Source organism: Nostoc sp. ChiQUE02, from assembly GCF_034531305.2.
Classification (GTDB): domain Bacteria; phylum Cyanobacteriota; class Cyanobacteriia; order Cyanobacteriales; family Nostocaceae; genus Nostoc.
The window spans coordinates 39,171-64,758 of sequence record NZ_JAVRBN020000014.1 but is presented as its reverse complement, the minus strand read 5'-3'; the positions used below and the strand labels follow the sequence as shown (position 1 = coordinate 64,758).

19 protein-coding genes and 1 pseudogene are annotated in these 25,588 nt (G+C 44.2%); 12 read left to right on the top strand and 8 right to left on the bottom strand.

The genetic code is table 11. The annotated features are described in order from the left end of the window. Window positions 1–215 precede the first annotated feature (215 nt). The 3 genes from RM347_RS16510 to RM347_RS16500 form a co-directional block, all read right to left on the bottom strand. Window positions 216–2,744 carry a mannose-1-phosphate guanyltransferase gene (locus RM347_RS16510; protein ID WP_322716128.1) on the bottom strand — a complete coding sequence of 843 codons (2,529 nt, stop codon included), beginning with the start codon at window positions 2,742–2,744 and terminating at the stop codon, window positions 216–218. 222 nt (window positions 2,745–2,966) lie between these two features. Next, window positions 2,967–4,658, bottom strand: coding sequence for a glycosyltransferase family 39 protein (locus RM347_RS16505; RefSeq protein WP_322716215.1), 1,692 nt, complete (start codon window positions 4,656–4,658; stop codon window positions 2,967–2,969). 279 nt (window positions 4,659–4,937) lie between these two features. After that, window positions 4,938–6,176: a glycosyltransferase family 2 protein gene (locus RM347_RS16500; RefSeq protein WP_322716127.1), complete on the bottom strand. Its 1,239-nt coding sequence runs from the start codon at window positions 6,174–6,176 to the stop codon at window positions 4,938–4,940. Between the two features lie 473 nt (window positions 6,177–6,649). On the opposite strand from RM347_RS16500, the gene RM347_RS16495 reads away from it, so the two are divergent. The 11 genes from RM347_RS16495 to RM347_RS16445 all read left to right on the top strand — a co-directional run bounded on the left by RM347_RS16495 (window position 6,650) and on the right by RM347_RS16445 (window position 18,486). Then, on the top strand, window positions 6,650–6,823 hold the full coding sequence (locus RM347_RS16495) for a hypothetical protein (protein WP_322716126.1): 174 nt from the start codon (window positions 6,650–6,652) through the stop codon (window positions 6,821–6,823). A gap of 547 nt (window positions 6,824–7,370) precedes the next feature. Continuing rightward, on the top strand, window positions 7,371–8,294 hold the full coding sequence (locus tag RM347_RS16490; protein ID WP_322716125.1) for an energy-coupling factor ABC transporter permease: 924 nt from the start codon (window positions 7,371–7,373) through the stop codon (window positions 8,292–8,294). Then, entirely contained in the window at window positions 8,287–8,940 is a 654-nt protein-coding gene (locus RM347_RS16485) for an energy-coupling factor transporter transmembrane component T family protein (RefSeq protein WP_322716124.1), read from the top strand. The genes RM347_RS16490 and RM347_RS16485 overlap by 8 nt, the downstream gene beginning before the upstream one ends. An 11-nt stretch (window positions 8,941–8,951) precedes the next feature. After that, complete coding sequence (locus RM347_RS16480) at window positions 8,952–9,716, top strand: energy-coupling factor ABC transporter ATP-binding protein (protein ID WP_322716123.1); 765 nt, start codon at window positions 8,952–8,954, stop codon at window positions 9,714–9,716. A gap of 168 nt (window positions 9,717–9,884) precedes the next feature. Then, window positions 9,885–10,364 (top strand): hypothetical protein, encoded by a 480-nt coding sequence (locus RM347_RS16475; RefSeq protein WP_322716122.1) that lies wholly within the window; start codon window positions 9,885–9,887, stop codon window positions 10,362–10,364. Window positions 10,365–10,637: 273 nt separating this feature from the next. Continuing rightward, window positions 10,638–12,530 (top strand): iron uptake porin, encoded by a 1,893-nt coding sequence (locus tag RM347_RS16470; protein ID WP_322716121.1) that lies wholly within the window; start codon window positions 10,638–10,640, stop codon window positions 12,528–12,530. A gap of 139 nt (window positions 12,531–12,669) precedes the next feature. After that, on the top strand, window positions 12,670–13,848 hold the full coding sequence (locus RM347_RS16465) for a hypothetical protein (RefSeq protein ID WP_322716120.1): 1,179 nt from the start codon (window positions 12,670–12,672) through the stop codon (window positions 13,846–13,848). A 508-nt stretch (window positions 13,849–14,356) separates the two neighbouring features. Then, window positions 14,357–15,013 carry a DUF1361 domain-containing protein gene (locus tag RM347_RS16460; RefSeq protein WP_322716119.1) on the top strand — a complete coding sequence of 219 codons (657 nt, stop codon included), beginning with the start codon at window positions 14,357–14,359 and terminating at the stop codon, window positions 15,011–15,013. A 229-nt stretch (window positions 15,014–15,242) separates the two neighbouring features. Further along, window positions 15,243–16,415: a hypothetical protein gene (locus RM347_RS16455; RefSeq protein ID WP_322716118.1), complete on the top strand. Its 1,173-nt coding sequence runs from the start codon at window positions 15,243–15,245 to the stop codon at window positions 16,413–16,415. A 290-nt stretch (window positions 16,416–16,705) separates the two neighbouring features. After that, window positions 16,706–17,806: an AAA family ATPase gene (locus tag RM347_RS16450; protein ID WP_322716117.1), complete on the top strand. Its 1,101-nt coding sequence runs from the start codon at window positions 16,706–16,708 to the stop codon at window positions 17,804–17,806. Then, window positions 17,806–18,486 (top strand): DUF4276 family protein, encoded by a 681-nt coding sequence (locus RM347_RS16445; RefSeq protein WP_322716116.1) that lies wholly within the window; start codon window positions 17,806–17,808, stop codon window positions 18,484–18,486. Before RM347_RS16450 ends, RM347_RS16445 begins: the two co-directional genes overlap by 1 nt. Window positions 18,487–18,543: 57 nt before the next feature. Here the strand turns inward: RM347_RS16445 and RM347_RS16440 are convergent, their stop codons facing one another. Next, on the bottom strand, window positions 18,544–20,889 hold the full coding sequence (locus RM347_RS16440) for a putative PEP-binding protein (RefSeq protein ID WP_322716115.1): 2,346 nt from the start codon (window positions 20,887–20,889) through the stop codon (window positions 18,544–18,546). A gap of 652 nt (window positions 20,890–21,541) precedes the next feature. Between RM347_RS16440 and RM347_RS16435 the strand changes: the two genes are divergently transcribed. Continuing rightward, on the top strand, window positions 21,542–22,009 hold the full coding sequence (locus tag RM347_RS16435) for an MgtC/SapB family protein (RefSeq protein WP_322716114.1): 468 nt from the start codon (window positions 21,542–21,544) through the stop codon (window positions 22,007–22,009). Window positions 22,010–22,048: 39 nt separating this feature from the next. Here the strand turns inward: RM347_RS16435 and RM347_RS16430 are convergent. From RM347_RS16430 to RM347_RS16415, 4 genes and pseudogenes are all read right to left on the bottom strand, one after another. After that, window positions 22,049–22,511, bottom strand: a pseudogene (locus RM347_RS16430) (IS1634 family transposase); the annotation flags it as partial. 155 nt (window positions 22,512–22,666) lie between these two features. Continuing rightward, a complete protein-coding gene (locus tag RM347_RS16425; RefSeq protein ID WP_322716113.1) occupies window positions 22,667–23,674 on the bottom strand; it encodes an aldo/keto reductase in 1,008 nt (335 codons plus the stop codon). Between the two features lie 170 nt (window positions 23,675–23,844). Further along, the gene (locus RM347_RS16420; protein ID WP_322716112.1) at window positions 23,845–24,681 is read right to left on the bottom strand and encodes an SDR family oxidoreductase; all 837 of its coding nucleotides are present in this window, start codon (window positions 24,679–24,681) and stop codon (window positions 23,845–23,847) included. 72 nt (window positions 24,682–24,753) lie between these two features. After that, the gene (locus RM347_RS16415) at window positions 24,754–25,545 is read right to left on the bottom strand and encodes a carboxymuconolactone decarboxylase family protein (RefSeq protein WP_322716111.1); all 792 of its coding nucleotides are present in this window, start codon (window positions 25,543–25,545) and stop codon (window positions 24,754–24,756) included. Window positions 25,546–25,588 lie beyond the last annotated feature (43 nt).

The window sequence follows — 25,588 nt, the reverse complement described above, 5'->3', positions numbered from 1 at the left end:
TGCCTAGTGATAGATTAAATTGCTCTTAGCGGTTTCTTAGGATAACGCTAATTCGTAATTGGCAATTAAAGAATTCAATTACAAATTACGAATTACGTTAGCGCAGCGTAAAGCCTTCTCTACGAGACGCTACGCGTAGCTTGCTTCCCCGCAGGGGTACGCTTAGAGCGAGTCTATGTTCGCTTTTAGCGTCTCGTAGAGAGCGTCATTACGAATTACACTTCGGCGGGTTGATATTCTTGTTGTCTTTCCACAAAAGTCTGCACACGAGTGCGGTAGTTTCTCACTGTCTCATCTACCCATTCGCGATCGTTGCTATTTGCATACAAATGCACCAGTGGTTCGCTGGCATCTGGTAAAACTAACAGCCAACTGTCATCATAGGGTTGACAAATTTTTACTCCATCGATGAGTTCTAAATTTTGAGCTGGGTGAGTTTCCACTAAGTAACGCATCAAAGCACCCTTAGCTGTCCACGGGCAACGGACTGTATAACTTTTGTGAATTACACGGGGCAATTCTGACCGCGCAGCAGCAAGCGATCGCTCCTGTATAGTCAACATCTCAATTATCTTCGCAATGCAGAACATGGAATCAAATCCCGGATGCAGTTGCGGGAAAATAAAACCAGTCTCTCCACTACCTCCCAATACCACATTCGGGTTTTTCTGACAAGCTTCCATTAAAGCTGTAGGGTTGGCTTTGGTACGAATCACTCTGCCATCATGGCGACGGGCAACTTGTTCAATAGCACTGGAAGCATGAACTGGAACTACTACCGTTCCTCTGGGGTTAGCCGTTAAGATCATGTCTACCATCAGTGCTGTTAAAGTTTCCCCACGAATTGGGTAGCCTGATTCATCAACTAAAATCAGTTGTTCTCCATTAGCGGATACTTGCACACCAAAGTTAGCTTTCAATGCCTCCACTACATGACCTAACTGAGTCAGCAATCCTTCGCGATCGGTGATTGACATCGCCGTTTTATTGACACTGGCATTCAGTACGACTGCATCAGCACCAAATTTATCCAACATTTGGGGTAAAACTGCCCCGGATACAGCATAAACATAGTCAATCACCACTTTTGCGCGACTGTTGCGGAGTGTATGAACATGCAATAGTTTCTCAAAAGCAGTGCAGTAGCGATCCATGACTTGGCTAGGATAAGATACATCGCCAATTTCATGAATTAGCGCCCGCCGCATATCCTCCTTAAAGTAAGCCCCTTCAATTTTCTTTTCCAGGGCTTTGGTGATATTAATGCCCTTAGCATCCATGAATTCAATCAGAATGTAGTCAGGGCGATCGGGGTGTACCCGCACATGGATACCACCAGCTACCGACATTGTGGGTATAACCGTGCGGGCAATGGGAATAGCTGTTGCATCGAGGTTTTGAATATCAATACCTACTGACATCAAACCAGCAATAAGCGATCGCGTCACCATCCGAGAGACATTACGCTGGTCACGGGAAACCGTTACCTTAGAACCAGGTTTTAAAGTAGAACCGTAAGCGGCTCCCAATTTCACGGCGAATTCTGGGGTGATGTCGATATTAGCTAATCCTTGCACACCACGTTGCCCAAATAAATTTCGTTGGGCGGTGTTTCCCCAAATCAAGTTAATATTTAAAACTGCCCCTGACTCAATCTTTTTACTGGGCCAAACACGCACGCCAGGGCTAATTTGGGCTTCTTCTCCCACCGTGGAAAGCGAACCCACAACAGCAGCTTCTAATACATGGGCGCGGCGGTCTACACGAGCACCACGGGAAATTACACAGGCAGAAAGATGTGCTTCATCGCCAATGAATGCGCCATTCCACACTATGGGACGTTTGAGATTAGCATCAGCGCCAATAGTGACATTATCACCTATTACAGTTCCCGCCTCAATCTGGACTCTTGGCCCAATGCGGCAATTGTCACCAATCACCGCTGGGGTTTCAATCACAGCCGTCTGGTCGATGTAAGTATTTTGACCCACCCATAACTCATGGGAAACTTCTTTGTAGGCAAAATCTAGTTGCACTTTCCGATCTAACGCGTCATACTGAGCCTCACGATAAGCATCTAAGTGACCAACATCACACCAGTAACCTTGAGCAATGTAACCATACATTGGCTCATCTTTTGCAAGTAGCAAAGGGAATAAGTCTTTGGAAAAGTCGCATTCAATGTTTGCTGGCAGATATTCTAAAACTTCTGGTTCGAGAATGTAAGTACCAGTGTTGACAGTATCGGAAAAAATTTCACTACTAGAGGGTTTTTCTAAAAATCGCCGAATCCGTGCTTCCTCATCGGTAATTACCACTCCAAATTCAATCGGATTGGGAACCCTGGTCAAAATCAAAGTAGCTTTTGACTTATTTTGTTTGTGAAATGCGATCGCTGCCGTTAGGTCGAAATCTGTTATGCTATCACCGCTAATGACTAAAAAAGTTTCATCAAGGAGTTCAGCAATGTTTTTCACACAGCCTGCTGTACCCAAAGGCTGATCTTCTTCGACGGCATAAGTCATTTGAACGCCAAAATCGCTGCCATCTTGAAAATAGTCTCGCAAGACATCAGGTAAATAATGCAATGTCGCAATAACTTCTGTAATTTGATGTCGTTTGAGGAGATTGATAATATGTTCGGCAATTGGTCGATTTAGAATAGGCACCATCGGTTTGGGCAGATCGCAAGTTAACGGGCGAAGTCGGGTTCCCGAACCGCCTGCCATTAGTACTGCACGCATAAATCCTCCTTAGCTATCTACAGCCTTTGCTGCTTGAAAACGTGTCAGATATATTTTCTTCTTCTTTCTCTAGTCTCCTATGGATATCGATATTTGAGGAACTTCCACAAGATGCAGATTGGGCATGGGGTACAAGAGGCAGAGGGGCGGGGTGCGGGGGGCAGGGGGAAACTTTTCTCCCTTGCTCCCTGCTCCCCTGCCCCCTACTCCCCATTCCCCATCTTATTGACAATGATAAAGTTCATATTCGTAGCCGTCTACGCTTGGCAAAGATTGACTATCAGATATAAGGCATGTTTTGACGGCTTCTGCTACGGGTGCGTGAAAGTTTACCAGCCACAAGTCAAAAGGTCGTGGTAACTTCTTTAAAGTATTTTCTAGAGCAATGGTGGAAGTATTCGGGTCTTGGGCTTGATGGGCAAGGAGAAACAGAGGATTTTTGAGTGAATTGGCAAGTTTAATCTCCCTAGCTACGCCCATCATTTCCCCAGTGTGTACATAAGTTTTGTGGGTGGTGGCAATCAGTACTGGTGTTGGGGATATTTGTTGGATTAGTTGCACAAAAAGGTCAGGGCGATAATATTTTTGATAGCCGAGATTGCAGATTACTGTAACTGCACTGAAAAATCCCATTAACCAAATTAACATCACGGCTTTTTTCCCATTTATTCCCCATCTGCCTATGCTTTTTATCTCATTTTTCTCTTGTTCTCTTCCCATCAATTCGTTGGGAGGATGCCAACAAACTGCAAGACTTGCCCCAAGTAAAACAACGATCGCGGGAAAGTAAACAAAGTTATAACGAGCACCCCTGGTGAGGTCAATCCCCAAAAAGTACGTAAAGATAAAGAATAAAGCGATCGCGCTGATTACGACTCCTATAAACACCTGAATCATAATCCGGTTTTCTGGGTGCTTTAATTGAATCTTGATTCCACGCAGCAAAATTGGTACTGCCCAAATAAAGAAAATCAGCATCACCACTCCAGAAGGAATCACAACCAATAGCTGTGAAGATTCAACTGGTAACAGGCAAATCATTGCAATCAATGTTCCTAAAGCCTGAAAAATTGGGCTTAACCAATCTAGTCCAACGCGCGAACCTCGAATCCATTCGGTCAAAAGACCACGATTTCTATTCTCTAAAAAGATTGGTAGCCAAATTAAACCCGCCACAAAAGTACCTGTAGCAACAGCATAGATGCGCCGCCAGGAAGGAGAGAAAAAGAGAGAAAATTTGCTGTTAGTCTGCAATTGAAGCCAAGCAAGAAAAATCAAAACTACGGCTTCTGTGCAGAGGGTGAGGGTGAAAAAGTAATGAGTAGCAACACCTAAAGCATTAATTCCTACCCATAAAAGTGCTATCCAGATGGGTAAAGGTGTGCGGTTTTGAATATGACGTGTGGCAATTACTAAGCAGGTGAGGGAAGCAGTTACCCATAAGATTGCCAAAGTGTAATGACGCGCTTCTTGTGCTAAAAATACACCGTAGGGTGATATTGCCATCATGGCAGCAGTTAAGTGTCCCACTAATGACGAACGAAACGCTACCTTACCTAATACGTAAACACATGGAATGGAGGCAGCACCGATGAGGGCTGGTAGCAATCGCGCCCCAAACAGCGATACTAATCCTCCGTCGCTGGGAAATAATTTCATCCACAGGTAAGCCAGCACAAAATACAGTGGTGGATGGTTATCTTGTGTAACTAAGTTATGAATGACATCACCAACGGTAGCCACTGGGTTTGGTTGCAGTGGTTGCAATAGGATATCAGGTGCGATCGCTTGATCTAGGGGAACTGCTAAAAAAGTATTTCCCAAGCTAAACACTAAGGTGGAAAACTCATCAGTCCAAGGAGGCTTTGCAGTCAAGTTGGCTAGGCGCAAGCTGATGCCGATGATTAACCACATCAAGATCAGCAAAGGGTGAAGCCAGGAGGGAGGGAGGCGAGTCTGCCAATTATGCCAATACTTGTGTTGTGAGCCAGAGGTTGTATCTGCTAGAGACAGGAAATGAATAGCAGATGCAGGTAGCAACGAGATAATTTTTCTGTAAAAATAAAATGCACCTTGGAAAAAAACTCTCATTGCCGGGCCTCACACGAATGGATTTGTAGATTTGACGTATGAGATTTAAGTTCGTTTTAAAGTCTAAAAACAAAAATCAAAATCTCAAATCCCTCGTCGTGATTATTTTACATCGGTGACCCGCCAGCTAAGTTTCAAGTTAATCCAGAAATTCCAGATGGTAGCGACTGCGATCGCTATCAACTTAGCTAAATACTCATTTATCCCCAAGACATTATAGAGAAAGTTAATTATTAGAGCTTGTAATATAACTCCTGCCAAACAGATCGCACTAAACTTCAAGAATCGCTTCAAACGTTGATGCGGATCGCGTTGCCCCTGAGAAATATCACCAAAAGTCCATAAATCATTCCATAGGAAATTATTTATGATTGCCACTCCGGCCGAAAGAATCGTACTGCGAGTTAAACCTAAATGAATCACAGTACGCAGTAAGTGAAACACCGTTAAATCTACAAACACACCACTCAAGCCAACAAATCCAAAACGGACGAATCGACCAACTGGAAAATTGACTTTTCTACTCAATCGTCCTACTCGCCCTGTGGAAAGCCGCAACCGTACTAAGTGGTGGATGTAATCTATATATTGTTTCCACGTAACTTTACTCTCACCCTCTTTGCGTTCGCAAAATACATACCCAACTTCTGCAACTTGGTCTACTTTTCCGCGCCCGATTACTTCTAGGAGAATTTTGTATCCGACTGGATTGAGTGTTGCATTGGCGATCGCATTCCGGCGCACCATAAAATAACCACTCATGGGGTCCGAAACTCTGCCCAGTACCCCAGGTAAAATTACCAAGCCTAACAACTGAGCACCACGAGACAATAAACGCCTAACAACACTCCAGCTACTAACACCGCCTCCTTCGACATGACGGCTGGCTACTGCCAAATCTGCTCCCTGCTTAACACTACGTAACAGTTGCATCAGCACCTCTGGTGGATGCTGCAAATCTCCATCAATCACCCCCAACACATTCCCCCTAGCTACTTGCCACCCACGAATCACTGCTGAAGACAGCCCCCGTTCCTGTTGGCGTCGCATCACCCGTAACTGGGGGTATTCTGTCGTCAAGGATTCCGCTATCTCCCAAGTTCGGTCTGGACTATCATCATCTACCACTATCAGTTCATAGTTTCCTGGAATAGATTCATCCAGTAACTGACTCAATATGCTGACCACATTTTTGATGTTGTCACGCTCTTTATAAGTAGGTATTACTAGAGAAAGATAGTTAGATTCACTACTTGTACCCACACGGTTAGGGGGCAAATCTGAAATCTTTAGTGGGCCGGTTGGTACTGTTAACAGTGAGTTGGATGAGTTTGTCTTCATATTGAAAATTGCAGAACGAGGATGTGTAAAATCCGTAGAACATAGAGCCAAACATCTGCTGACTTTATTGACTGAACCTAGTTACTCAAAACTTGAGGAATACTTTTGTTACAGTTAACTGTTCTGAAAAGTTTAGTAATTCCTGCACCTCAATTCAAAATATTTTCCTAAACTTCATCTAAACTTTAAATTTAACCACTTATTTTCATGGTATCGGTCGACGTTTAGATAATTTTTTATACAAACAATTAATACTGTACCATTAAGTCAGCATATATACAGTTTATCAAGACTATATGAAGACTTTTTAGTATTAGTAAAGCTAATATACCAATCTAAAATCATTAATGAATGAGAAAATCGCTAAGTAAGTATACTGTAGCGAATACGACTAAATGCAAGATGTAGTATAGTGGTGAAATCACTATAATAGTTTATCAAAACATAGCTAAGACAACGGGAAAGCGGTCAAGATGTTGCTCTCGGAATATAAACATGAGGTGATTATCCCAATATTAAGAGTTTCTAGTGAGTTCATAACTTCAGTAGAAAAAATTACTGGTTCACCAAATCTTCAAATTGGTGGTAAACAAGAAAGTGGTGAGTACGAATCAAGAGCTAATTGCATTCTGAATCCTGAACTTTGACTTCGGAATTTTTCTTGAAACCAGACAAATATCAAGACAATTTAGTTACATAGCTATTTTCAAGTAAATAGACTCGCACTTTTGGAATACAAGACCTTGCGCCCCTACTGAGCAGATGTGGTTTAAATAAAAACTGCTGTAAATAGTAATAACTATCTGTTGACGGGAAGAGCAGCAAAGCAATTCAAAATTCAAAATATTCGCGTAGCGCCTGGTAGAGAAGAAATACAATCTTAGGCAGTATTTTGGCGATTGATCGTATGCAATTAAATGCATATTAGCTTATTAAAGTCAAGATTTTGCCGATTTTCCCAGAATTTATCAAAATTTAGTGACATATATAAAATTAAAGTTAACAAAATTTAATATATTAAAAAATAAGTATACTATTTAGCAGCCATTGGATTGTAAATCTCTCAAAAGAAACAGCATAAAATCCTCCAAGAGGGCATTGCAAACAAGGTGAAAATTTTGTTTGTTATTAATTTAATGCCTTTGTTTTATTGCTTGTATTGAGTAAATAAACATCTAAAATACAGGGTAGATCATGCATATTCCTGACGGATTTGTTTCTGTTCCAGTGGCAGGGGCTACTGGTTTAGCCAGTGTGGCAGCACTTTTTATTGCCTTCGAGCGATCGCAAGAGGCTTTTGGTATCCGTCGTGCTCCCATACTCGGACTAACCACCGCCTTCATTTTCGCCGCCCAGATGATCAATTTTCCTGTAGCAGGAGGTACCAGTGGCCACTTGTTGGGGGGAACCTTAGCGGCGATCGTTTTGGGCAGTCCTTGGGCAGGAACATTGTGTATCGCCACAGTTTTAATTATTCAAGCCGTGCTATTTGCTGATGGTGGCATTACAGCCTTAGGAGCAAACATTTTTAACATGGCAGTGGTTGGTGTTTGGGTAGGCTGGGTTTTAACCCAAACCTTGCAGCGACTGTTTGGCGGGTCTAGAGGACGCTTACCTTTGGCTGCTGGTATTGCAGCTGGCGTTAGTGTAGTCGTAGCTGCTATAGCTTGTGCTATTGAGTTAGCCCTTTCAGGAACTGCACCCGTAGCCATAGTTTTACCAGCTATGACTGGTGTGCACATTCTAATTGGCATTGGCGAAGGTCTGATTACCGGGGGTGTGCTGACTTATCTGGCCACAGCCAGACCAGATTTGTTACCAGGGGAACAGCAGGAGTTTCGCGGTTGGTCAGTGCCTGTTGTCACCATTTTCTTGATTGCAGGAGTGCTATCACTCTTTGCCTCAGCATGGCCTGATGGTTTGGAGAAAGTCGCCGAAAACACGGGCTTCATCGACTTAGCCAGTAAAGTGCGGATAATTGTGCCGACTCCCTTAGCTGACTATGGGATTGAAGGTTTGGGGGCAATTGGCACAAGTATCGCTGGACTGGTGGGATCTGCGGTTTGCTTTGCTGTAGCCTTTGGGATTGCCAAGGTGGTGAAACCGAAGAATGCTTAAACTTTCCTTGCCGCTACGTTTACAACTATCTCTAGTGATTGTGGTAGGAGCAGCTTTATTAAAGCATCATGCTTGGTATGGACTAAGTGTATATGGCGCGATCGCACTTTTATGGGCTTGCTTCTTGCGTGTACCAATTCGCCAATTAGGAGGATTACTCGGCACAGAATTGATTTTTTTGTCATTGCTAGCATTACCCCAAGGATGGGAGCGAGCTAGTTTTTTGTTAGTTCGTTCTCTGGTTTGTCTGGTTACCATGAATAGTTTTTTGTTAACCTTACCGCCCCACAGTTTCGGCATCGCCCTCAAAAGCTTACCCGTACCAGCACCTTTAAAGGAAAACTTGTTGTTAGCTGGGCAATATATGGAAATTTTGCTCTCAGAAGTGACGCGGATGCGTCGCAGTGCTGAATTACGCGGTTTGACTGGAACTGCGGGATGGCTGCGCTACGCCAGTGCTGCCATGATTGGAGCCTTGTATCTCCGCAGTCTAGACAGGGCAGAGCGAGTTTATGCAGCAATGGTAGCTCGTGGTTACAACGGACAATTGCCCATAGATTCTAGCCTCAGACCAAAAGAACGTTTTGCCCTATTAGTAGCTTGGGCGATCGCTACTGGTGTAACCCTAACTTCTTACAAATATTGAGTTTGTAAATTTTGAAATCTTTAACTTCTAACCCCCAACCATCAACCCATAACCCCCATGCAGCTGTAGTCGAGGTTAAAAACTTGGTGTATGCATATTCCCATCAAGAGCCAGTATTACAAGAAATATCTTTTACCTTGAACAAAGGCGATCGCGTGGCGTTGATGGGAGCAACTGGTTCTGGAAAAAGCACCTTGCTGGAGAACCTAATTGGCTTAAAACAACCGCAATCTGGGAAAATTACGATTAATGGCATCCCCGTAGAACCGAAAACTTTACCCCAAGTGCGTCGTCAAATTGGCTTTAGCTTCCAAGATGCCAACGACCAACTATTTATGCCGACCATCTTGGAAGATATTACCTTTGGGCCACGTAATTATGGAATGTCACCAGCAGAAGCTAGCGATCGCGCCCGACAGTTATTAGCTGATTTTGGTCTAGAAGCCTACGCCAATCGTTCTGCCCACGAACTATCTGGTGGACAAAGACGCCTAGCCGCCCTAGCCTCGATTTTAGCCCTAGAACCAACAATTCTAATTTTGGATGAGCCAACAAATGGTCTTGATCCAGCATGGCGGCGTCATTTGGCGCAAGTGTTGTTAAGGTTACCTGTGGAGGTGATATTAATTGCCTCTCATGACCTACATTGGCTAGGCAGAGTTACTCAACGGGCTTTGGTGCTATCAGGTGGTCGCATTCAAATAGACAGCAATATTCAGCCGCTTTTGCAAGATGGTGCTACTTTAGACCAGTTGGGTTTGCCAATAGATTGGTGATTCCAGATGAGGGGAGTGGGAAGTAGGGGAGGCAGGGGAGCAGGGAGCAGGGAGCAAGGGAGAAAACTTTTCCCCCTGCACCCCGCCCCTCTGCCTCTTGTGCCCAATGCCTTTTTTATTAGTAATATTGGATACTATATTCTCTGTTTTATTGCTGTTGGGGTGTTAATGTTTCTTTCACATAAATATACTGTTCTTGCTCCTGTTAGCCTAAGCATTGTTTTGTTCATTAATAGTTGCACTGAAAATAAAGTCTCCCAGTGCCAGCGACTGATTCGAGTTGTGAATGCCGGAACTTCTCTGATTGATCAAAATAAAGGAACGCAGGTGATAACCAGCATACAGTTATCTAAAGATTTAGAATTTGTGACTAAATCGATTAGAGAACTGAATTTAACAGATCCTAAGCTGAAAGAATTTCAAAGCGGTTTTGTCAAGATTTTTCAAAATCTTAGTCAAGCGATCGCTAAAGCAGGTAGGGCGCTTGGTGCGACCAAAACAGCACAAGCCTCGGCATCTGGTAGAGAAAAAATCCAAAAGGCGAGAGCCGAAATTGACTCAACATTAACAGCAGCAGCTACAACTATTGGCAAGCAGTCAGATACGTTAGTGAATGAAATGAACAAGTATTGTAGCCAGCCAGAATAATCTATCTGATGGAGGATTAGACATCTGATATATTCAAGCATCAATCAACATCCGCCAATCCGACCTCGATAGGGTGCATCCAGTTGTGGCTTAACAATGGGATGCCGCGCCTCTGAGGCACGAGATTCATTATACATTGTTAACTCCGGTGGTAGCCGTTGGAGCACTTCTCGGCACACTCATAACTTTTATCACTTCTTTTAGCAAAAATTTCCTGATATACACCAACTTTGTCTGTCAAAAGAAATATTGGTGCAAGTCAAATGAAATACCATGAGTGATATTAGTCTACTGATGGCGGGTGTGCTAGCAACAGCGCCAATCTCTGCGCTTAATTTACCAGAACAGCCTGTAATTCTGCCAGATAATCCGGTGCAGGAGTCAACACAGGAAAGTTTATCTCAAGTTGTCTCGCCTGCTGAAATTACACCGCCTGAATTTGTGCAGCCAGATGTAACCACCTCATCAGCTATAAAGAATAAGTACGGAAATATACTTAAAAAAAGTAGAGAAAAAATTCAATTCATAAATTCCCCTAACTTACTTAAATTAAAAGATACTCAAGCTGTAACAGAAGTTGCACAGAACCTGGAAAACACAGAAGAATTCTCTCTATCTCCCCATCCCCCAGACTCAGATAACCAAATGTCTCAAGTCACCTCAGTATCACAACTCCAGGACGTGCAACCCTCCGACTGGGCTTTTGATGCTTTGCAGTCTTTGATAGAACGCTATGGCTGCATTGCTGGATATGCTGATGGAACTTATCTGGGGAATAGTAGTATCAGCCGTTATGAATTTGCGGCTGGTTTAAACGCTTGTTTGGAGAAGATTAACGAAGCGATGCCTGCGGCGGGCTACGCCTACGCTAATAATAAAATTAATACTGTTAATAGTGAAGATTTAATCCTGCTACAAAAGTTGCAAGGCGAATTCAAAGCAGAATTACAGCAATTACAGCAGCGTGTTGAGGCTGTAGAAGAACGAACTAGTGAATTACAAGGCAATCGCTTCTCCACAACTACCAGATTATTTGGTCAAGCCATTTTTAGCGTTCAGGGAACCAATAGCCCTGATGTGGATTTATTTCCTAGAGATGGAGTACCTGAACGTCAGGGAAAAACCAATCTGACTTTCACAAGTAGCGCCCAGCTAACCTTAGCAACTTCATTTACAGGGCGAGATTTGCTGTTAACAGGGCTGTCTGCTGGTAATTTAGCTTCTAATGCATCCTTGCTATCTACCAATATGGGGCGGTTGGGGTTCGAGTCAAATACAGATAACAATCTAGTTATTAGTGACTTATCTTATCGATTTCTGGCCTCGGATAACTTGGGAATAGTCGTAGGTACGGCGGGAGTCAACCCCATCAACACCTTTCGCGGTATTAGCCCTTTAGAAGGTTCTAGCGATGGTGCAATTTCTCTATTTGGTCAGCGGAACCCGATTTTAAGTATTGGCAATGCCACTGGTGGTATCGGCTTTGATTGGCAGATTAGCGATCGCATCAGTTTGCAAGGCATTTATAGTGCAGAAATCCCCAGTTTTCCTGGCAACATCATTCAGGGCGGATTATTTGGCGGTAGATTTACTGCTGGCGCTCAGTTAAGTTTAGCACCCACAAATAATATTGATATCGGCGTACATTATCTTTATTCCCACTCCCCAGATGGCTTACTGGGAAGTGGTATCGGCGATTCTCAACTGATTTCGCCTTTTGCAGATGCAACAGCTTTCGATACTCAAGCCATTGGCGCTACCGTTGCTTGGCGAATTAACCCTAATTTGCAGTTGGGCGGTTGGGGTGGCTTTACTTCTTCCAAACCATTTAACCTTCCTGGAAGTGTGGAAACCACAAACTGGATGGTGTTCGCGGCTTTTCCCAATTTGCTGCGTCCTGGGAATTTAGGGGGCGTTCTCGTAGGACAACCGCCCAAAATTACTTCTAGTACTTTACCCGAAGGCTTCAATTTTCCCAACTTTTCAGATGGGGGGACAGCAGGTGGACGTAGTGACACATCAATTCACGTAGAACTTTTTTATCGCGCCCAGTTGAGCGACAATATCGCCTTGACTCCCGGCTTATTCGTCATTTTCAATCCCGATCACAATGCTGCTAACGATGCATTAGTAGTTGGAGCATTAAGAGCAACTTTCCGGTTTTAATTTTGTACTGATGTAAATGTAATAAAATACGCTTTTTTTCTACTGCCTAATTCAGTAGTTAGATCCTTGCATCAGCCAATGGGAGGGAGGAAAATCCCTGCGTATTTTTTTCATAGGTAATTAAAGGAGCAAATTTTTTATGAAATTACATTCATCAACTCAGTTGGGTTGTGCAATAGTTAGCAACAGCTGTTTAGCCGCAGTCATGATTGCTTTAGGTGGAACAAGTGCTTTGGCTCAAATCACAATTCAAAGCACTGGCACATTATCAGGCACTATCCAACTTCCCAGTATTAATCCCAATTTCAATCAAAGTATTACTCGTGTTGATACAGATGATACAGGGACTTACTCCCGCAACTTAGGAACTAAGAATAATCCTAATTACGTTCCTGTATACAAGTCAGACTATGTGCAGGTCAGAACACGTAATGATGGAAGTCTACATTACTATGTTGACTTTAAAGGGATTCCCATAGTCTCCTTTAATGGCGTTCTCACTTCTCCGATTCTCTCTGAGGGTGAATTGACACCCTATAAATACCAAGGACAATTGGCAGGAACTACATTTCAAGGAGTAGTTCAAGATGAATTTAATCTCACAAAAGCCTTATACACTGGTACTGTCACCGATCCAAACACTGGAAACCAGTATCAGGGCACTTTTGAAGTAAGTGGATATGGAGTACGGTATAGCGATCGCAATGGTGGTGCAACCCCCACAGTCTTTGATTTCAAATCCGATCTCCCAGGTTCGCCAAAGGTGACATCTTTGGAAATGACTAACTCTCCCTTGGCGAAATTAACAATTAAAGTACCTGCAACTGCAACTCTCATCACTCCCACACCAGTAGTTGGTGGCGGTAGCACACCCACGCCCCCGCCAGTAGTTGGTGGTGATAGCACACCTACTCCCCCGCCAGTAATTAGCGGTGGTAGTACACCTATTCCCCCACTAGTAATTGACGGTGGTAGCACACTCACTGTTACGCCAATAGTTGATGGTGGTAGCACACTCACTGTTGCACCTGTAGTTGATGGCGGTAGCACATTCACTGTTGCACCAATAGTTGATGGTGGTAGTGCGATCGCTTCCTCGACACCTACAACATACACATCTGGATCTAATTCTCCATCGCTCTCTACTACACCTAATATCGAATTCAGTAGTGGTAATTCTCTAGAGGTTAATCAAGTAGTTGTCAACCCTGCAACCCTTGCTCAACCTGCTTGTTCACAGGATTCTGCCAATAACTGTACAATACCTACTTCACCCAAACAAGCGATCGGCCCCCGTAGTCGAGTACTACTGCGTTAGTTAGGGACTTTCACATAAAAAATATCCAACGACTTCTTGTAGGGTGGGCATCTCGCCCGCCCCTAAGCAAAGGCTGACTTGACAGACTACAGACCTCTTGGCAAAAATTTTAAGGTGCTTTTGGAACTCTAGCAGGGCAAAATGAAATCAATATAATAGCCAGGACAGGGGCAACATTGCAATTAAAAAAGTCTACCGGAAGTTATTCGTGGCCTTTTTATTGCTCAGGCTTCCTTTTAGTGGTAGATTTTACCCTGATGATTTTCTGGCTATACTAGTGATTTAAGCTGATTGATTGATAAATTTCATCCCCCAGTATAAAAGACATAAAACTCTAAATTTCAGACATATATCAGTGTACATTTGCTCTTTCAGGACACAAAACCCTTGTCTGGTCTTGGAATAAATAAATTTTCTAGGGGGTAAAAAAATTTTATCAATCACTCAGGTTAAGACTAACACTACAAAGTGAATCTAGATCAATCAAACGTCTTCTCAGTTAGCACCTATGAAAGAAGAATTGATAGCCAGAGTTGTGCAGGTCTTGCGAATTAATATGAGTTGGATGACTTGGAATTTATTTCTGGCTTTTATACCTTTAGCTTTGAGCGTGTGGCTATTTCGCTTTAAGCGGGGCGGCTCTTGGCTTTGGTGGCTAGGATTCCTAGTTTTCTATGCTTTCTTACCGAATGCACCATATTTGTTGACTGATGTAATTCACCTAATAGATGATATCCGCACGATTCAATCGGTTTGGATGATTACTTTGGTACTCATTCCTGTGTATTTGTTAGTAATTCTCAGTGGATTTGAAGCTTATGTAATATCGTTAATTAATTGGGGTTACTACTTACATCGCATCGGTAAGAGCCAATGGATTTGGCGCGTTGAGTTGATTACCCATTTTCTCTGTGCTGTTGGTGTTTATTGGGGGCGATTTTTGCGTTTCAACAGTTGGGATTTTATTACTCAACCCGATGCTGTACTTACCAAAGGGGTAGAAGAAATTCTTGGAAAACAGCCCCTCGTGATTATTGCTATCACCTTTGTGGTACTTGCCGGTTTGTACTGGATTATGAAACGAGTAACTTTAGGTCTTAGCCAACGAGATAGTAGAATAGGCATAAACTCAGGACGCACAAACTCTAAAACGCCAAACATTTGATGAACGTGGCAATTTTGGCTTTGAAATTTGGAGTTTTAATTAGTAATTCCCTTGATGAATATTGCCTATCAAAAGAAAGATGCAACTAAACCCTCCTTGAGGTGAAATAAACTCAGAAGCAAAAGGTTGGATTTCGACCGCGATCACCTGAGAATAACGTCCTATCAGATCATTGAATATCGATGATCTGGTCTGATGTATCTGGTCACGTTGATAGGAGGGATATAATATGCAATTAATCTCTAGAGAGGAAATAAAGACATTAATAGAACAGCCAAAAGGAAATTGTGTTTCAATTTATATGCCAACGCACCCAGCAGGGGCAGAAGTGCGACAAGACCCGATTCGCTTTAAAAATTTGGTCAAAGAAGCGGAGACTCGTTTAATTGATGCGGGTTTGGAACAGAAAGAAGCGATCGCATTGTTGGAAAAATCCCATGAAATTGATACCCAAGAGTTTTGGGAGCAAATGGGAGAGCAAGGGCTGGCGATTTTTATTTCTGAAAATATTTTTCGCTATTATACCCTGCCAATTGATTTTCAGGAATTGGTCGTGGTTACAGACCGATTTCACATCAAGCCACTGCTGCCAATTTTAAATGGCAATGGTCGTTTCTACATGCTGGCTTTGAGCCAAAAAGATGTCAGGTTCTTTGAGGGAACGCGCTACAGCTTCAACCAAATAGAAGTGGAAAATATCCCTAAGAGTCTAGATGAAGCTCTCCTAGAGGACGAAATTCAAAAAGGAGTGCAACACCGGATCGGTACATCCAAAAGGGGAGCCGCCAATGCTTCTATGCACCCTGGTACATTTCACGGACAAGGAAGTCCCGACAGAGATAAGCGCCAGGAAGACATCCTCCAATTCTGTTACGCCATTGATGAAGCATTGCATGAGAAATTACGGGAGCAAAAAGCACCTTTAGTTTTTGCTGGGGTTGAGTATCTTTTCCCAATTTACCAAGAGGCAAATACTTACCAGTATTTGATGGATGAAGCTATCACCGGTAATCCAGAAATTCTCAGCGCCCAAGAGTTACATAACGAAGCTTGGGCGATTGTCGAGGCTGATTTTCAAAAGTCACAGCAAGGAGTTCTGGAGCAATTTCACGAATTGTTTGGTGGTGATAGTGGTAAGGCATCTAACAACCTGCAAGAGATTGTCTCGGCGGCTTATTACCAACGAGTGGATTCATTACTAGTTGCAGTTGGTCAGCAAAAGTGGGGATTATTCGACCCAACCTCAGAAACGGTTTATTTACACCCAGAAAAAGAAACTGGTGATGAGGATTTGTTGGATTTTGTTGCTGCTCATACTTTATTAAACGGTGGCACGGTTTACGCTGTTCCCCCAGAACAGATTCCATATAGCACACCTGTTGCGGCGATTTACCGATATTGAACATTTTCGCGGTGTTGTATAAAGTTGAATGTGCTATGTACAACACCAACAATGATTACTATTCACTCTTTTAAAGGATGTCTGAGAAGTTAAAAATGTCATGCTGAACGGAGCGACAGCCTAGTGAAGCATCTCATCGACCCACAGTAAATTGTGATTCTTCGCTCCACTTCGTTACGCTTAGAATGACTAATTATACCTTCGTACACTTTTCAGACATCCTCTTAGAAGTCTGTGGGTGTTATACAAGAGGAAGCAAATACACATTTACGGATTCAGGAGACCGACTTTTGAACAGGCTGCAACGATTAACCCTTAACGGATTCAAATCTATTAAGGCGATGGATCTTGAGTTGCATCCCTTAAATATCTTGATTGGAGCAAACGGAGCAGGCAAAAGCAATCTCATCTCGTTCTTCAAGATGCTTAATGAGATGATGGCTGGACGCTTTCAACAATATATCGGTATGTCAGGGCGTGCTCAGTCCCTGTTGCACTTTGGGCCCAAGATAACTCCTCAGATAGAAGCAAAACTGGAGTTTGAAGTCGAAAACGGAGTGGATACCTATGATCTGCGGTTATTCCACGCCGCAGGTGATACGCTGATCTTCGCTGAAGAGACATTGAGCTTTCTGCAAATGGGTTGGACATCCCCAAGGATTGACCAGTTGGGTGCAGGGCATCAGGAAACAAAAATTAGTGAGGCAGCAGAGGAAGGTAAACAAACAGCCAGGACGCTCAAGTACTTGCTTGATCGTTGCCGTGTATATCACTTTCACGATACATCTTCTACGGCGGAAGTGCGGCAATCCTGTTACGTTGGCGATAACCGATGGCTCATGCCTGATGCCGGAAATTTAGCTGCATTACTTCTCAAATTCCGCGAAGACAATTTTTCAGCTTATCAACGTATTATCGGAACAATCCGTTTAATTGCACCATTTTTCGATGACTTTGTTCTTGAGCCAGATGCATCTAATCGTGTCATTCTGAATTGGCAAGAAAAGGATTCAGATAGGGTATTTGGGCCCCATCAATTTTCAGATGGCACTTTACGCGCTATGTGTCTTGCAACACTACTCTTACAGCCAGAGGATAAACTACCAGAACTGATCGTTGTTGATGAACCAGAACTAGGTCTTCACCCCTATGCTCTAAATGTTGTGGCTGGCTTGTTTAGCAAGGCTTCGCTTCATACACAAATTCTTATCAGCACCCAATCTAGTTCTTTCTTGGATAATTTTGATCCTGAAGATGTGATTGCGGTCAACCGAGAGGGTAAGGAGTCGCAATTCAAGCGGCTTAATCCCACAGAATTAGAAGCTTGGCTCGACGAGTACAGTCTGGGAGAAGTCTGGGAGAAAAATATCATTGGCGGAGGGCCGCATTAATGGTGCGCCTCTACCTATTTGCTGAAGGACAAACTGAGCAGACATTCGCCGATAACATCCTAAAACTATATCTTGCTCAACATAGTGTTTTTATGGACAAGATTATGCTGATTGCTCATGCCAGAAAGAAAGGTCATGTGCATCGCGGTGGTGGTCGAAAGTACAAGCCTATGAAGGATGACATCGTGCGCTTTCTCAGTCAGGAGAAAGGCTCTAAGGTGTTTTTTACTACTATGATTGATTTGTATGCTATTGCGCCTGATTTTCCGGGATTTGCTGAAGCTGAGAGTCTGCGACAAAATCCTGTACAACGGGTCGAATTTCTAGAGCAACACTTTGCAGAGGATATCGGTGATTACCGATTTATCCCGTACATTCAGTTACATGAATACGAGGCATACCTTTTTGCTGATCCAACGTGCTTTCAATATCTTGATGCTCGTCGTACAAAGGAGATTGAGACTCTCCACGCAATCGCTAATCAATATGAAACACCTGAGTTGATCAACGACGGACAGCAGACAGCCCCCAGTAAACGCATCATCGCTCAGTTTCCTGATTATGGAAAAGCAAAGCCTGTTTTTGGGCCACAGTTGGCTGAACGAATTGGACTAGAAGTAATTCGGAGCAGGTGTCCCCACTTCAATACATGGCTGTCACGGCTAGAATCATTAATTTAATTATGGCAATTTTAGATTTTAGATTTTGAATTTTACATTGAAGAAAAAATTAAATATCTAAAAATGAAGTTTTCGTCGGGCTGCTGCTAAAATTATGCGTTGTTCAGCACGAGCGATCGCTTGATATGTTCGCTCCACTGCTTCCGGTTCCACGGAAATGGAAGTAATACCCCATTCCACTAACTTATCGATGATTTCTGGATAGAGAGCTGGTGCTTGACCGCAGATTGAACAAGGGATACCGGCACTTTGAGCCATCTGGATGAGTTGAGCGATCGCACTCATAACTGCTGGATGACGTTCATTAAATACTTTTGCTAGCTGTCCTTGTTCTCGATCCACTCCTAGCAATAATTGGGTCAGGTCATTTGTACCAATAGAAATTCCGGCTACACCTGCTTTGACGTATTCTGGCAATAAAAACAGTACGCTTGGCACTTCTGCCATCATCCACAATTGAAACTGCGCTACCTCGGTTAAAAGAGCTTGCTCAACTTTGCGACGACAAAAGACAAATTCTTCCACAGTCCGCACAAAAGGCAACAGTAGGTTGACATTGCTGTAGCCAGCTTGCTGTACAGTTGCTAAAGCTTTCAGTTCTAGTTCAAATACTGCGGGATTTCGTAAATAGCTAAAAGTGCCACGTTCACCTAACATCGACTGGGGCGAAGATTGTAAACTATCACTCAATGATGGTAAATCCTGCGATCGCCAATCTAAAGAACGGTAAAAAACTGGTCTTGGTGCAAAAGCACGGGCAAACTTCATAATCTGCTCAGACCAGCGCTCTAATAATTCTGCCTGACGCCCACCTAAAATCCAATTATTGGGATGTTGCCCGTCCAATATATTTAGTACCATCAATTCTGAGCGCAACAATCCCACCCCATCCACAGACAAGCTTTGCACTTGTTCTATTAAAGTGGACTGACTCAAATTAACCAGCAGTTGGGTAGCAATCATAGGTAAATGAGACGTAACAGCTGGATGGGGCACTTTCGGCTTGGGGCGATCCTGGGAAAGAGGATTTTCTTTTCCCACTCTCTCCATCTCCTCCTTTGAGTCTCCTTTGATCCGATAAACTTCTCCTCTGTCGCCATCAAGCAGCAGTCGTTCGCCAGTTTGGATTAAAGTGGTGGCAGATGTTGCGTTTACTACTGCGGCGATACCTAATTCTCTAGCTAGAATTGCAGCGTGGCTGGTTAATCCCCCTTGTTCTGTGATAATACCAGCAACTTGTTGCAATAATGGTAACCAATCAGGAGTAATCGTTGGTACTACTAAAATCACTCCCTTGGGTAGTTGTTCGGGTTTCTGTTGCGGATTAATTACAAGGGCAGTTGCCACAATACGTCCCCCTGCTGCCCCTAGTCCCCGAATGAAGTGTACGTGGGGAATTGATTGGGGAGGACTAACTTGTGTAATGTAGAGCTTGCTAGATGTAGTATGCCCGGCGATAGTCCATTTAATGGTAAAGGTTTCACCTAGTTCACTCACCAGTTGAGTTCCTAGAGAAATTATTTGTTGTAAGTATTCTTCTTGTAAAGCGTATTGTTTTTGTTGGGCTTCCTGAATTAGGTAGGTACTCAGACAAGTGCGATCTGGTGTTAGTACTGAGTTCAGCACGGGTTGCGAAAAAGCTCCAGGTGCTGCATCATCGACACTATAAGCCAGCATTTTATTGCCCAACTGTTGCTCAAGCACAACCCCAGTTTCCGGTTGAATGTAGTAAACATCTGGCTGGACTTCGCCAAGAGCGATCGCAATTCCTAATCCCCAAGTAGCTTCAATTTCCCACCCAGAGGAGTTGGCTCGGAGCAAGCCACTGGCGATCGCATTTTCAACCGGTTGCACCAAAACTGCTAAATTAATTTGTTGCAGGTTAATTCCTGAGCGCTGCCAATATAGTAGACTTCTGGCACGAAATATCTGGCTCCAGGTACGCTTTAGGGCAAAAGCGATCGCTTCAGGTTCGCACTGGCAAAATACCGACTCCAGCAAACCAGATATATTCTTCATCCCTGGGGTAGCAGTTGATACTGCCAAGGTAGGTCGAAGAATCAAACAGCCAGTTTGCCATTCTCTAGCTGCTTGGAAAATTGTACTCATCCACTGCTGTGGCACAGTTGCAGTGAGAATTTCTTGGCGCAAGCGACTAGCCACCTGCTGAAGTTGACGCCAATTAGTGACATCCAGGTGTAACGAAGAATGGGGTAAGTCAGCCACTAATGACTCTGAACTATTGAGATTTTCGAGAAATTGTCGCAAAATTTCTGCCGAAACGACAAAACCAGGCACCACCGGATAGCCACGCTGCATGATTCTGCTTAAGTAAAATGCTTTGTCACCTACTTTGGCGCGGTTTTGTAGTTTAATTTGGTCTAGCCAGTAGAGTTTATCCACTCAATTTGTTAGTTGTCAGTTGTCTATTTGTAGCCACAGCTATTTCTTCCTGGTACGTTATCAGCCATTAATCTACTGACTCCCTACTAGGACTAGTTTTCAGCATTTACATTGAGTTTGCCGACCTTGTTAGTGGTTAATTGCTAGTTACAAGGTGTATTGCTGTAATTCGACTCCTTTGTAAATCAAATTTTTCCCTTCATTTGCCTCCCTTCCCTAAAACTGGGGGTTTAGTTCTTTGATCTAGTTGTACATGGCTGTATCATATTTAATTATTGAGTGTATGGGTTAAATCTCGCAATTTAAGGTAAAATTTTATAATTCAGTAGTTTTAAATAGCCAAAAAACTATTTAATAAACTTAAAAGTCATGTTGTTTGCCCAAATTATAATCAGTGTAATAATTTGACAATGCAAAACTATATTGACTGACTAACAAAAAATTATTGGAAAATAATCCTAACAATGCAATATATTAATATGTAGCTTAAAAAGCATTTCTAAATTGATAGAATCCAAATATGAGATAGACTATTGCACTAAACCTATTGGATTAAACTCCATTAATAAAAGATTAGAATAATTTTGTACTTTTTTTATAAAAATATTACCAGTTAACCTAGTATATAGAATTATCTATACCAGATTTAGCATTGCCAAACACTTACTACCTTGCAACTAATGATTGGCTGAATATCAGCTTCCGACTATGCATTGCATTACTTATTGGAGCAATGATCGGCTTAGAACGCCAAATTAGGCGCAAACCAGCCGGTTTAAGAACTCACATGCTGGTGAGTTTTGGTTCAGCCGTGTTTACTTTAATAATTATGCAGACAGGTGGGTTGCAAACTAGTCCTGATGCACTTAGCCGCGTCATTCAGGGGATTGCAGCTGGTGTAGGATTTCTCGGTGCTGGAGAAATTGTGCGCCAATCTTCCCAAGAATCACAGCAACTTGAAATTCATGGACTCACCTCAGCAGCGGCTATTTGGGTTTCAGCTGCATTGGGAATTGCTGCCGGCTGTGGTTTATGGCAGTTAGGATTAATCGGTGGGCTGCTGACTTTTTTGGTTCTCAACGTTTTTAAAAGGTTAGAAAAACATCAAAAAAATTCATAATTGCTGTATGTTCGCTCAATTTTGAGGGGTGAGAGATAATTATGTCTTGCACAGCTTAGAATGCAACTGATAAAGAGATTCAGGCATTTGCATTAATGAAAGAATGTGTTTTTGAAGATCGTTAAGAGGTGTAATGAAGATGGTAGAATCCGGGAGAAAGTAGAGAGTAAGATAACAAAAAGCCTGAAGCATTTGTTCAGCAGATGGACGAGAAGTTTCACGTTTTGGGTTGCCATCATAAAGACCAGCCTGCGTATTGTTGAGCCTGTTGAAGTGCTTGCCGTACCACAAACTCCATCAGCGTAAACACTCCCAAGGCTAAGTTCAACAAAAACATTAAGCCAGTTATTCGGTCAAGGTGAGTGGAAATAAATAGGTAGGGCAGGCAAAGAACCTATTTTAAAGCGGTGGAAGCCACGCTCTAAAAGCCATTCCTGCCCATAATAAATCACCGCTTGTGGTAGGTCAGTTTAGTAGTTAGCGCATTGGTAACATATAGTCGCCCTATTCCTTGCCCCTCATAACATTAATTCCTCTTGCCATCTCAAAATCAGCGAACGAACAGTAAGTACATTCATTGTCATCGTTTCTTCTTCATGGTTAATGAGGAATCAGCGGCCTCCAAGGAATGCAACCAGAGAACACATTTTTTGCCGTTCAACGACCGGTCATTTGCTCCAGCTTTTCGGGGTACCGAGTCCCTTGCACCGCGATCTTGGAGGCAGCGTCATCAATGTCATGCAAATCGTCCGGCGTGAGATCGACTGAGACTGCCCCGATGTTTTCGTCCAAGCGATGCAGCTTCGTGGTGCCTGGGATCGGAACAATCCACGGCTTCTGGGCTAGTAGCCAGGCGATCGCGATCTGAGCAGGTGTCGCCTGCTTCCGTTCCGCGATGCTGCCGAGCAGATTAATCAAGGCTTGATTCGCCTTGAGAGCCTCTGGCGTAAAGCGAGGCAGGGTGCTGCGGAAGTCGGAACTGTCGAAGGTCGTGCTTTCGTCGATCTTGCCAGTGAGAAAGCCCTTGCCCAGCGGGCTGTACGGGACAAAGCCGATTCCGAGTTCCTCAAGGGTTGGTATCACCTCTTTCTCAGGAGTCCTCGTCCACAGTGAGTATTCGCTCTGGAGAGCTGTGATCGGCTGGACTGCGTGCGCGCGACGGATCGTTTGCACTCCTGCTTCAGAGAGTCCAAAGTGCTTAACCTTACCTTCCTGAATCAGTTCCTTCACCGCGCCTGCCACATCTTCGATCGGCACATTCGGGTCAACCCGGTGCTGATAGAGCAGGTCGATTGTCTCGACCTTGAGTCGCTTGAGCGAACCCTCCACGGCCTGCTTGATGTGCTCCGGTCGACTATCCAATCCTGGCGCACCCTTCATCCCACGGGGATCGGAATTAGGACTCAGGTCGAATCCGAATTTGGTAGCAATGACCACTTGCCCACGGAAGGGAGCGAGGGCTTCGCCCACAAGCTCTTCGTTCAAGAACGGACCGTAGACCTCGGCGGTGTCAAAGAATGTAACACCGCGTTCGACGGCGGCCCGGAGAAGAGCTGTCATCTCCTGTGTATCTTTGGGCGGACCATAAGAAAAGCTCATTCCCATGCAGCCCAGCCCGATCGCCGAGACTTCCAGATTACTGTTTCCAAGTGTGCGTTTCTGCATTTTTTGAACTCCTGTCTTTGATTTAAAGGTCGAACTGTCTTAATCTACGATCGGGTCTGGTATTGTTCGTCGCTGACCTGTTCCATTTAGTCCACGGGCTTGTCGTCGAGTTCTGAATGGCGATGTGCATCATGTCCGTGGATTTGATGATGATGCTTCTTGTGCGATCGCTAGAACGAACCATCTGTTGATTTCGATAGCTCTTCATGGGCACGCGTCGCCTGCAACCGTTCCTCGACAGCCGGCGCGATCGCCGCAAGGGCATCACTTCCGGCAACGAACAGCTTCGGCGGATTCTCCATCCCGGCGATTTTGACCAGAGCATCGCCCAACTTTGCCGGGTCACCCTGCTGCGTGCCGTTGTAGGCCGACCACGTTTCCTGGACGTTGCTCTCGGCGGCATAGTCTTCGATGGTGTTGCTGGGCCATCTGACATTCTGGTCGTCCAGAAGGTCCGTGCGGAAGAAGCCAGGTTCGACGAGCGTCATCTTGATGCCGAACCCCTCGACCTCGACCGCGACCGACAGCGAGATGCCCTCGACCGCGAACTTCGATGCGGCGTAGGCGGCACAGTGCTTAAACCCGACAACGCCAGCAACGGAGCTAATGTTGATGATGTGGCCCGATCGCTGCTGACGCATAATCGGCAGCACGGCACGCATGACGTACACCACACCATAGAAGTTCGTCGCGAACTGGCGTTCGATGTCGGTCGTGGTCATCTCTTCAAAATTACCAAGCAGGCTGTAGCCCGCATTGTTAACCAAAACGTCGATGCGACCGAACCGCTTCACCGCCTCCTCAACGGCTGTTTTCGCCTCTACCTCGTCGGAAACGTCCAACTGGGCAAATGCAAGATTCTCGCTTGCAACATCGCGCAAGGCATTACGCACTTTATCGAGGTTTCGGCCAGTCGCGACTACACGGTCACCGGCCTGCAATGCTGCCTTGGCGGTTCCGGTTCCGATGCCGCTACCAGCGCCTGTGATAAACCAGACTTTGCTCATAATTATTTTCCTTTTACTCGAACTTAATCAAGCCCTGTATTGTTCATTGCTCGTTGCTCGTTATCATCGCCATTACTCCGTCGCCACTTCATTCAGGCATTTCAACGCATTCAGTGTTCGGGGATATCCCACCCAGGGCAACAATTGTGTAATCAGATCCAGCAGTATGTCTTTGCCGTTTCCGACATTCAGGTTGCCTTGAATGTGTCCCTTTATCTGTGATTCAACCCCGCCCAGAGCAATGAGGATAGACAGTGTGATGAGTTCCCTGACACTTATGTATACGCCATTGCGGGTGTAATAATCGCCAAAGCAATTGGCAGACAGAAACCTTTGAATGTGCAGCTGATCTTTGGGCGATCGCTCATACATTTGATCGATCGTCTCGCCGAATATGGCTTTTTGTACTGCCAGCCCTTTGTCGTAGCGGGTTTCCGGGCTGGTGGTCGATTGCCCTTCCAACGGTAATTGAATGCCCCTGCTGGACATCACTTCATTAGTGGCATGAACGAAGTCAAATGCTTTCGCCATACCCACGTAGGGTACCGACTGATACAGGATCTCCTTGATTTCAACCGGCGTTACTCCGACATTGAGCGCAGCGGCCACCATAACCCTGTATTCGCTTACTGCCTGGCTGCCGATGATAGACGCCAGAATCAGCATGACCCTTGTCTTTGTATCCAGTTTGCTCTCAGCAATTACTTCGTCGAAAGCGAAGTTGTCAAAGACTTCGATCAGTTCAGGATCGGTTACTTTCAGGGTCGATTTATGGTTTGGAAAGAGTTCCTCATGATTTTTATGTGCCGCTTCACTTATCTTCACAGAGGATTGAGTTCTGTCCTTCTGCGGTGTATTTGTCATCCGCACCTCCTTTTTTGAGTCACAGTTCTATGGTTGGCAATTC

Coding starts and splice junctions, on each gene's coding strand:
- RM347_RS16510 (WP_322716128.1), bottom strand. CDS start 2,744: ATGCGTGCAGTACTAATGGCAGGCGGTTCGGGAACCCGACTTCGCCCG.
- RM347_RS16505 (WP_322716215.1), bottom strand. CDS start 4,658: ATGTGGTTAATCATCGGCATCAGCTTGCGCCTAGCCAACTTGACTGCA.
- RM347_RS16500 (WP_322716127.1), bottom strand. CDS start 6,176: ATGAAGACAAACTCATCCAACTCACTGTTAACAGTACCAACCGGCCCA.
- RM347_RS16495 (WP_322716126.1), top strand. CDS start 6,650: ATGTTGCTCTCGGAATATAAACATGAGGTGATTATCCCAATATTAAGA.
- RM347_RS16490 (WP_322716125.1), top strand. CDS start 7,371: ATGCATATTCCTGACGGATTTGTTTCTGTTCCAGTGGCAGGGGCTACT.
- RM347_RS16485 (WP_322716124.1), top strand. CDS start 8,287: ATGCTTAAACTTTCCTTGCCGCTACGTTTACAACTATCTCTAGTGATT.
- RM347_RS16475 (WP_322716122.1), top strand. CDS start 9,885: ATGTTTCTTTCACATAAATATACTGTTCTTGCTCCTGTTAGCCTAAGC.
- RM347_RS16470 (WP_322716121.1), top strand. CDS start 10,638: ATGAGTGATATTAGTCTACTGATGGCGGGTGTGCTAGCAACAGCGCCA.
- RM347_RS16465 (WP_322716120.1), top strand. CDS start 12,670: ATGAAATTACATTCATCAACTCAGTTGGGTTGTGCAATAGTTAGCAAC.
- RM347_RS16460 (WP_322716119.1), top strand. CDS start 14,357: ATGAAAGAAGAATTGATAGCCAGAGTTGTGCAGGTCTTGCGAATTAAT.
- RM347_RS16455 (WP_322716118.1), top strand. CDS start 15,243: ATGCAATTAATCTCTAGAGAGGAAATAAAGACATTAATAGAACAGCCA.
- RM347_RS16445 (WP_322716116.1), top strand. CDS start 17,806: ATGGTGCGCCTCTACCTATTTGCTGAAGGACAAACTGAGCAGACATTC.
- RM347_RS16425 (WP_322716113.1), bottom strand. CDS start 23,674: ATGCAGAAACGCACACTTGGAAACAGTAATCTGGAAGTCTCGGCGATC.
- RM347_RS16420 (WP_322716112.1), bottom strand. CDS start 24,681: ATGAGCAAAGTCTGGTTTATCACAGGCGCTGGTAGCGGCATCGGAACC.
- RM347_RS16415 (WP_322716111.1), bottom strand. CDS start 25,545: ATGACAAATACACCGCAGAAGGACAGAACTCAATCCTCTGTGAAGATA.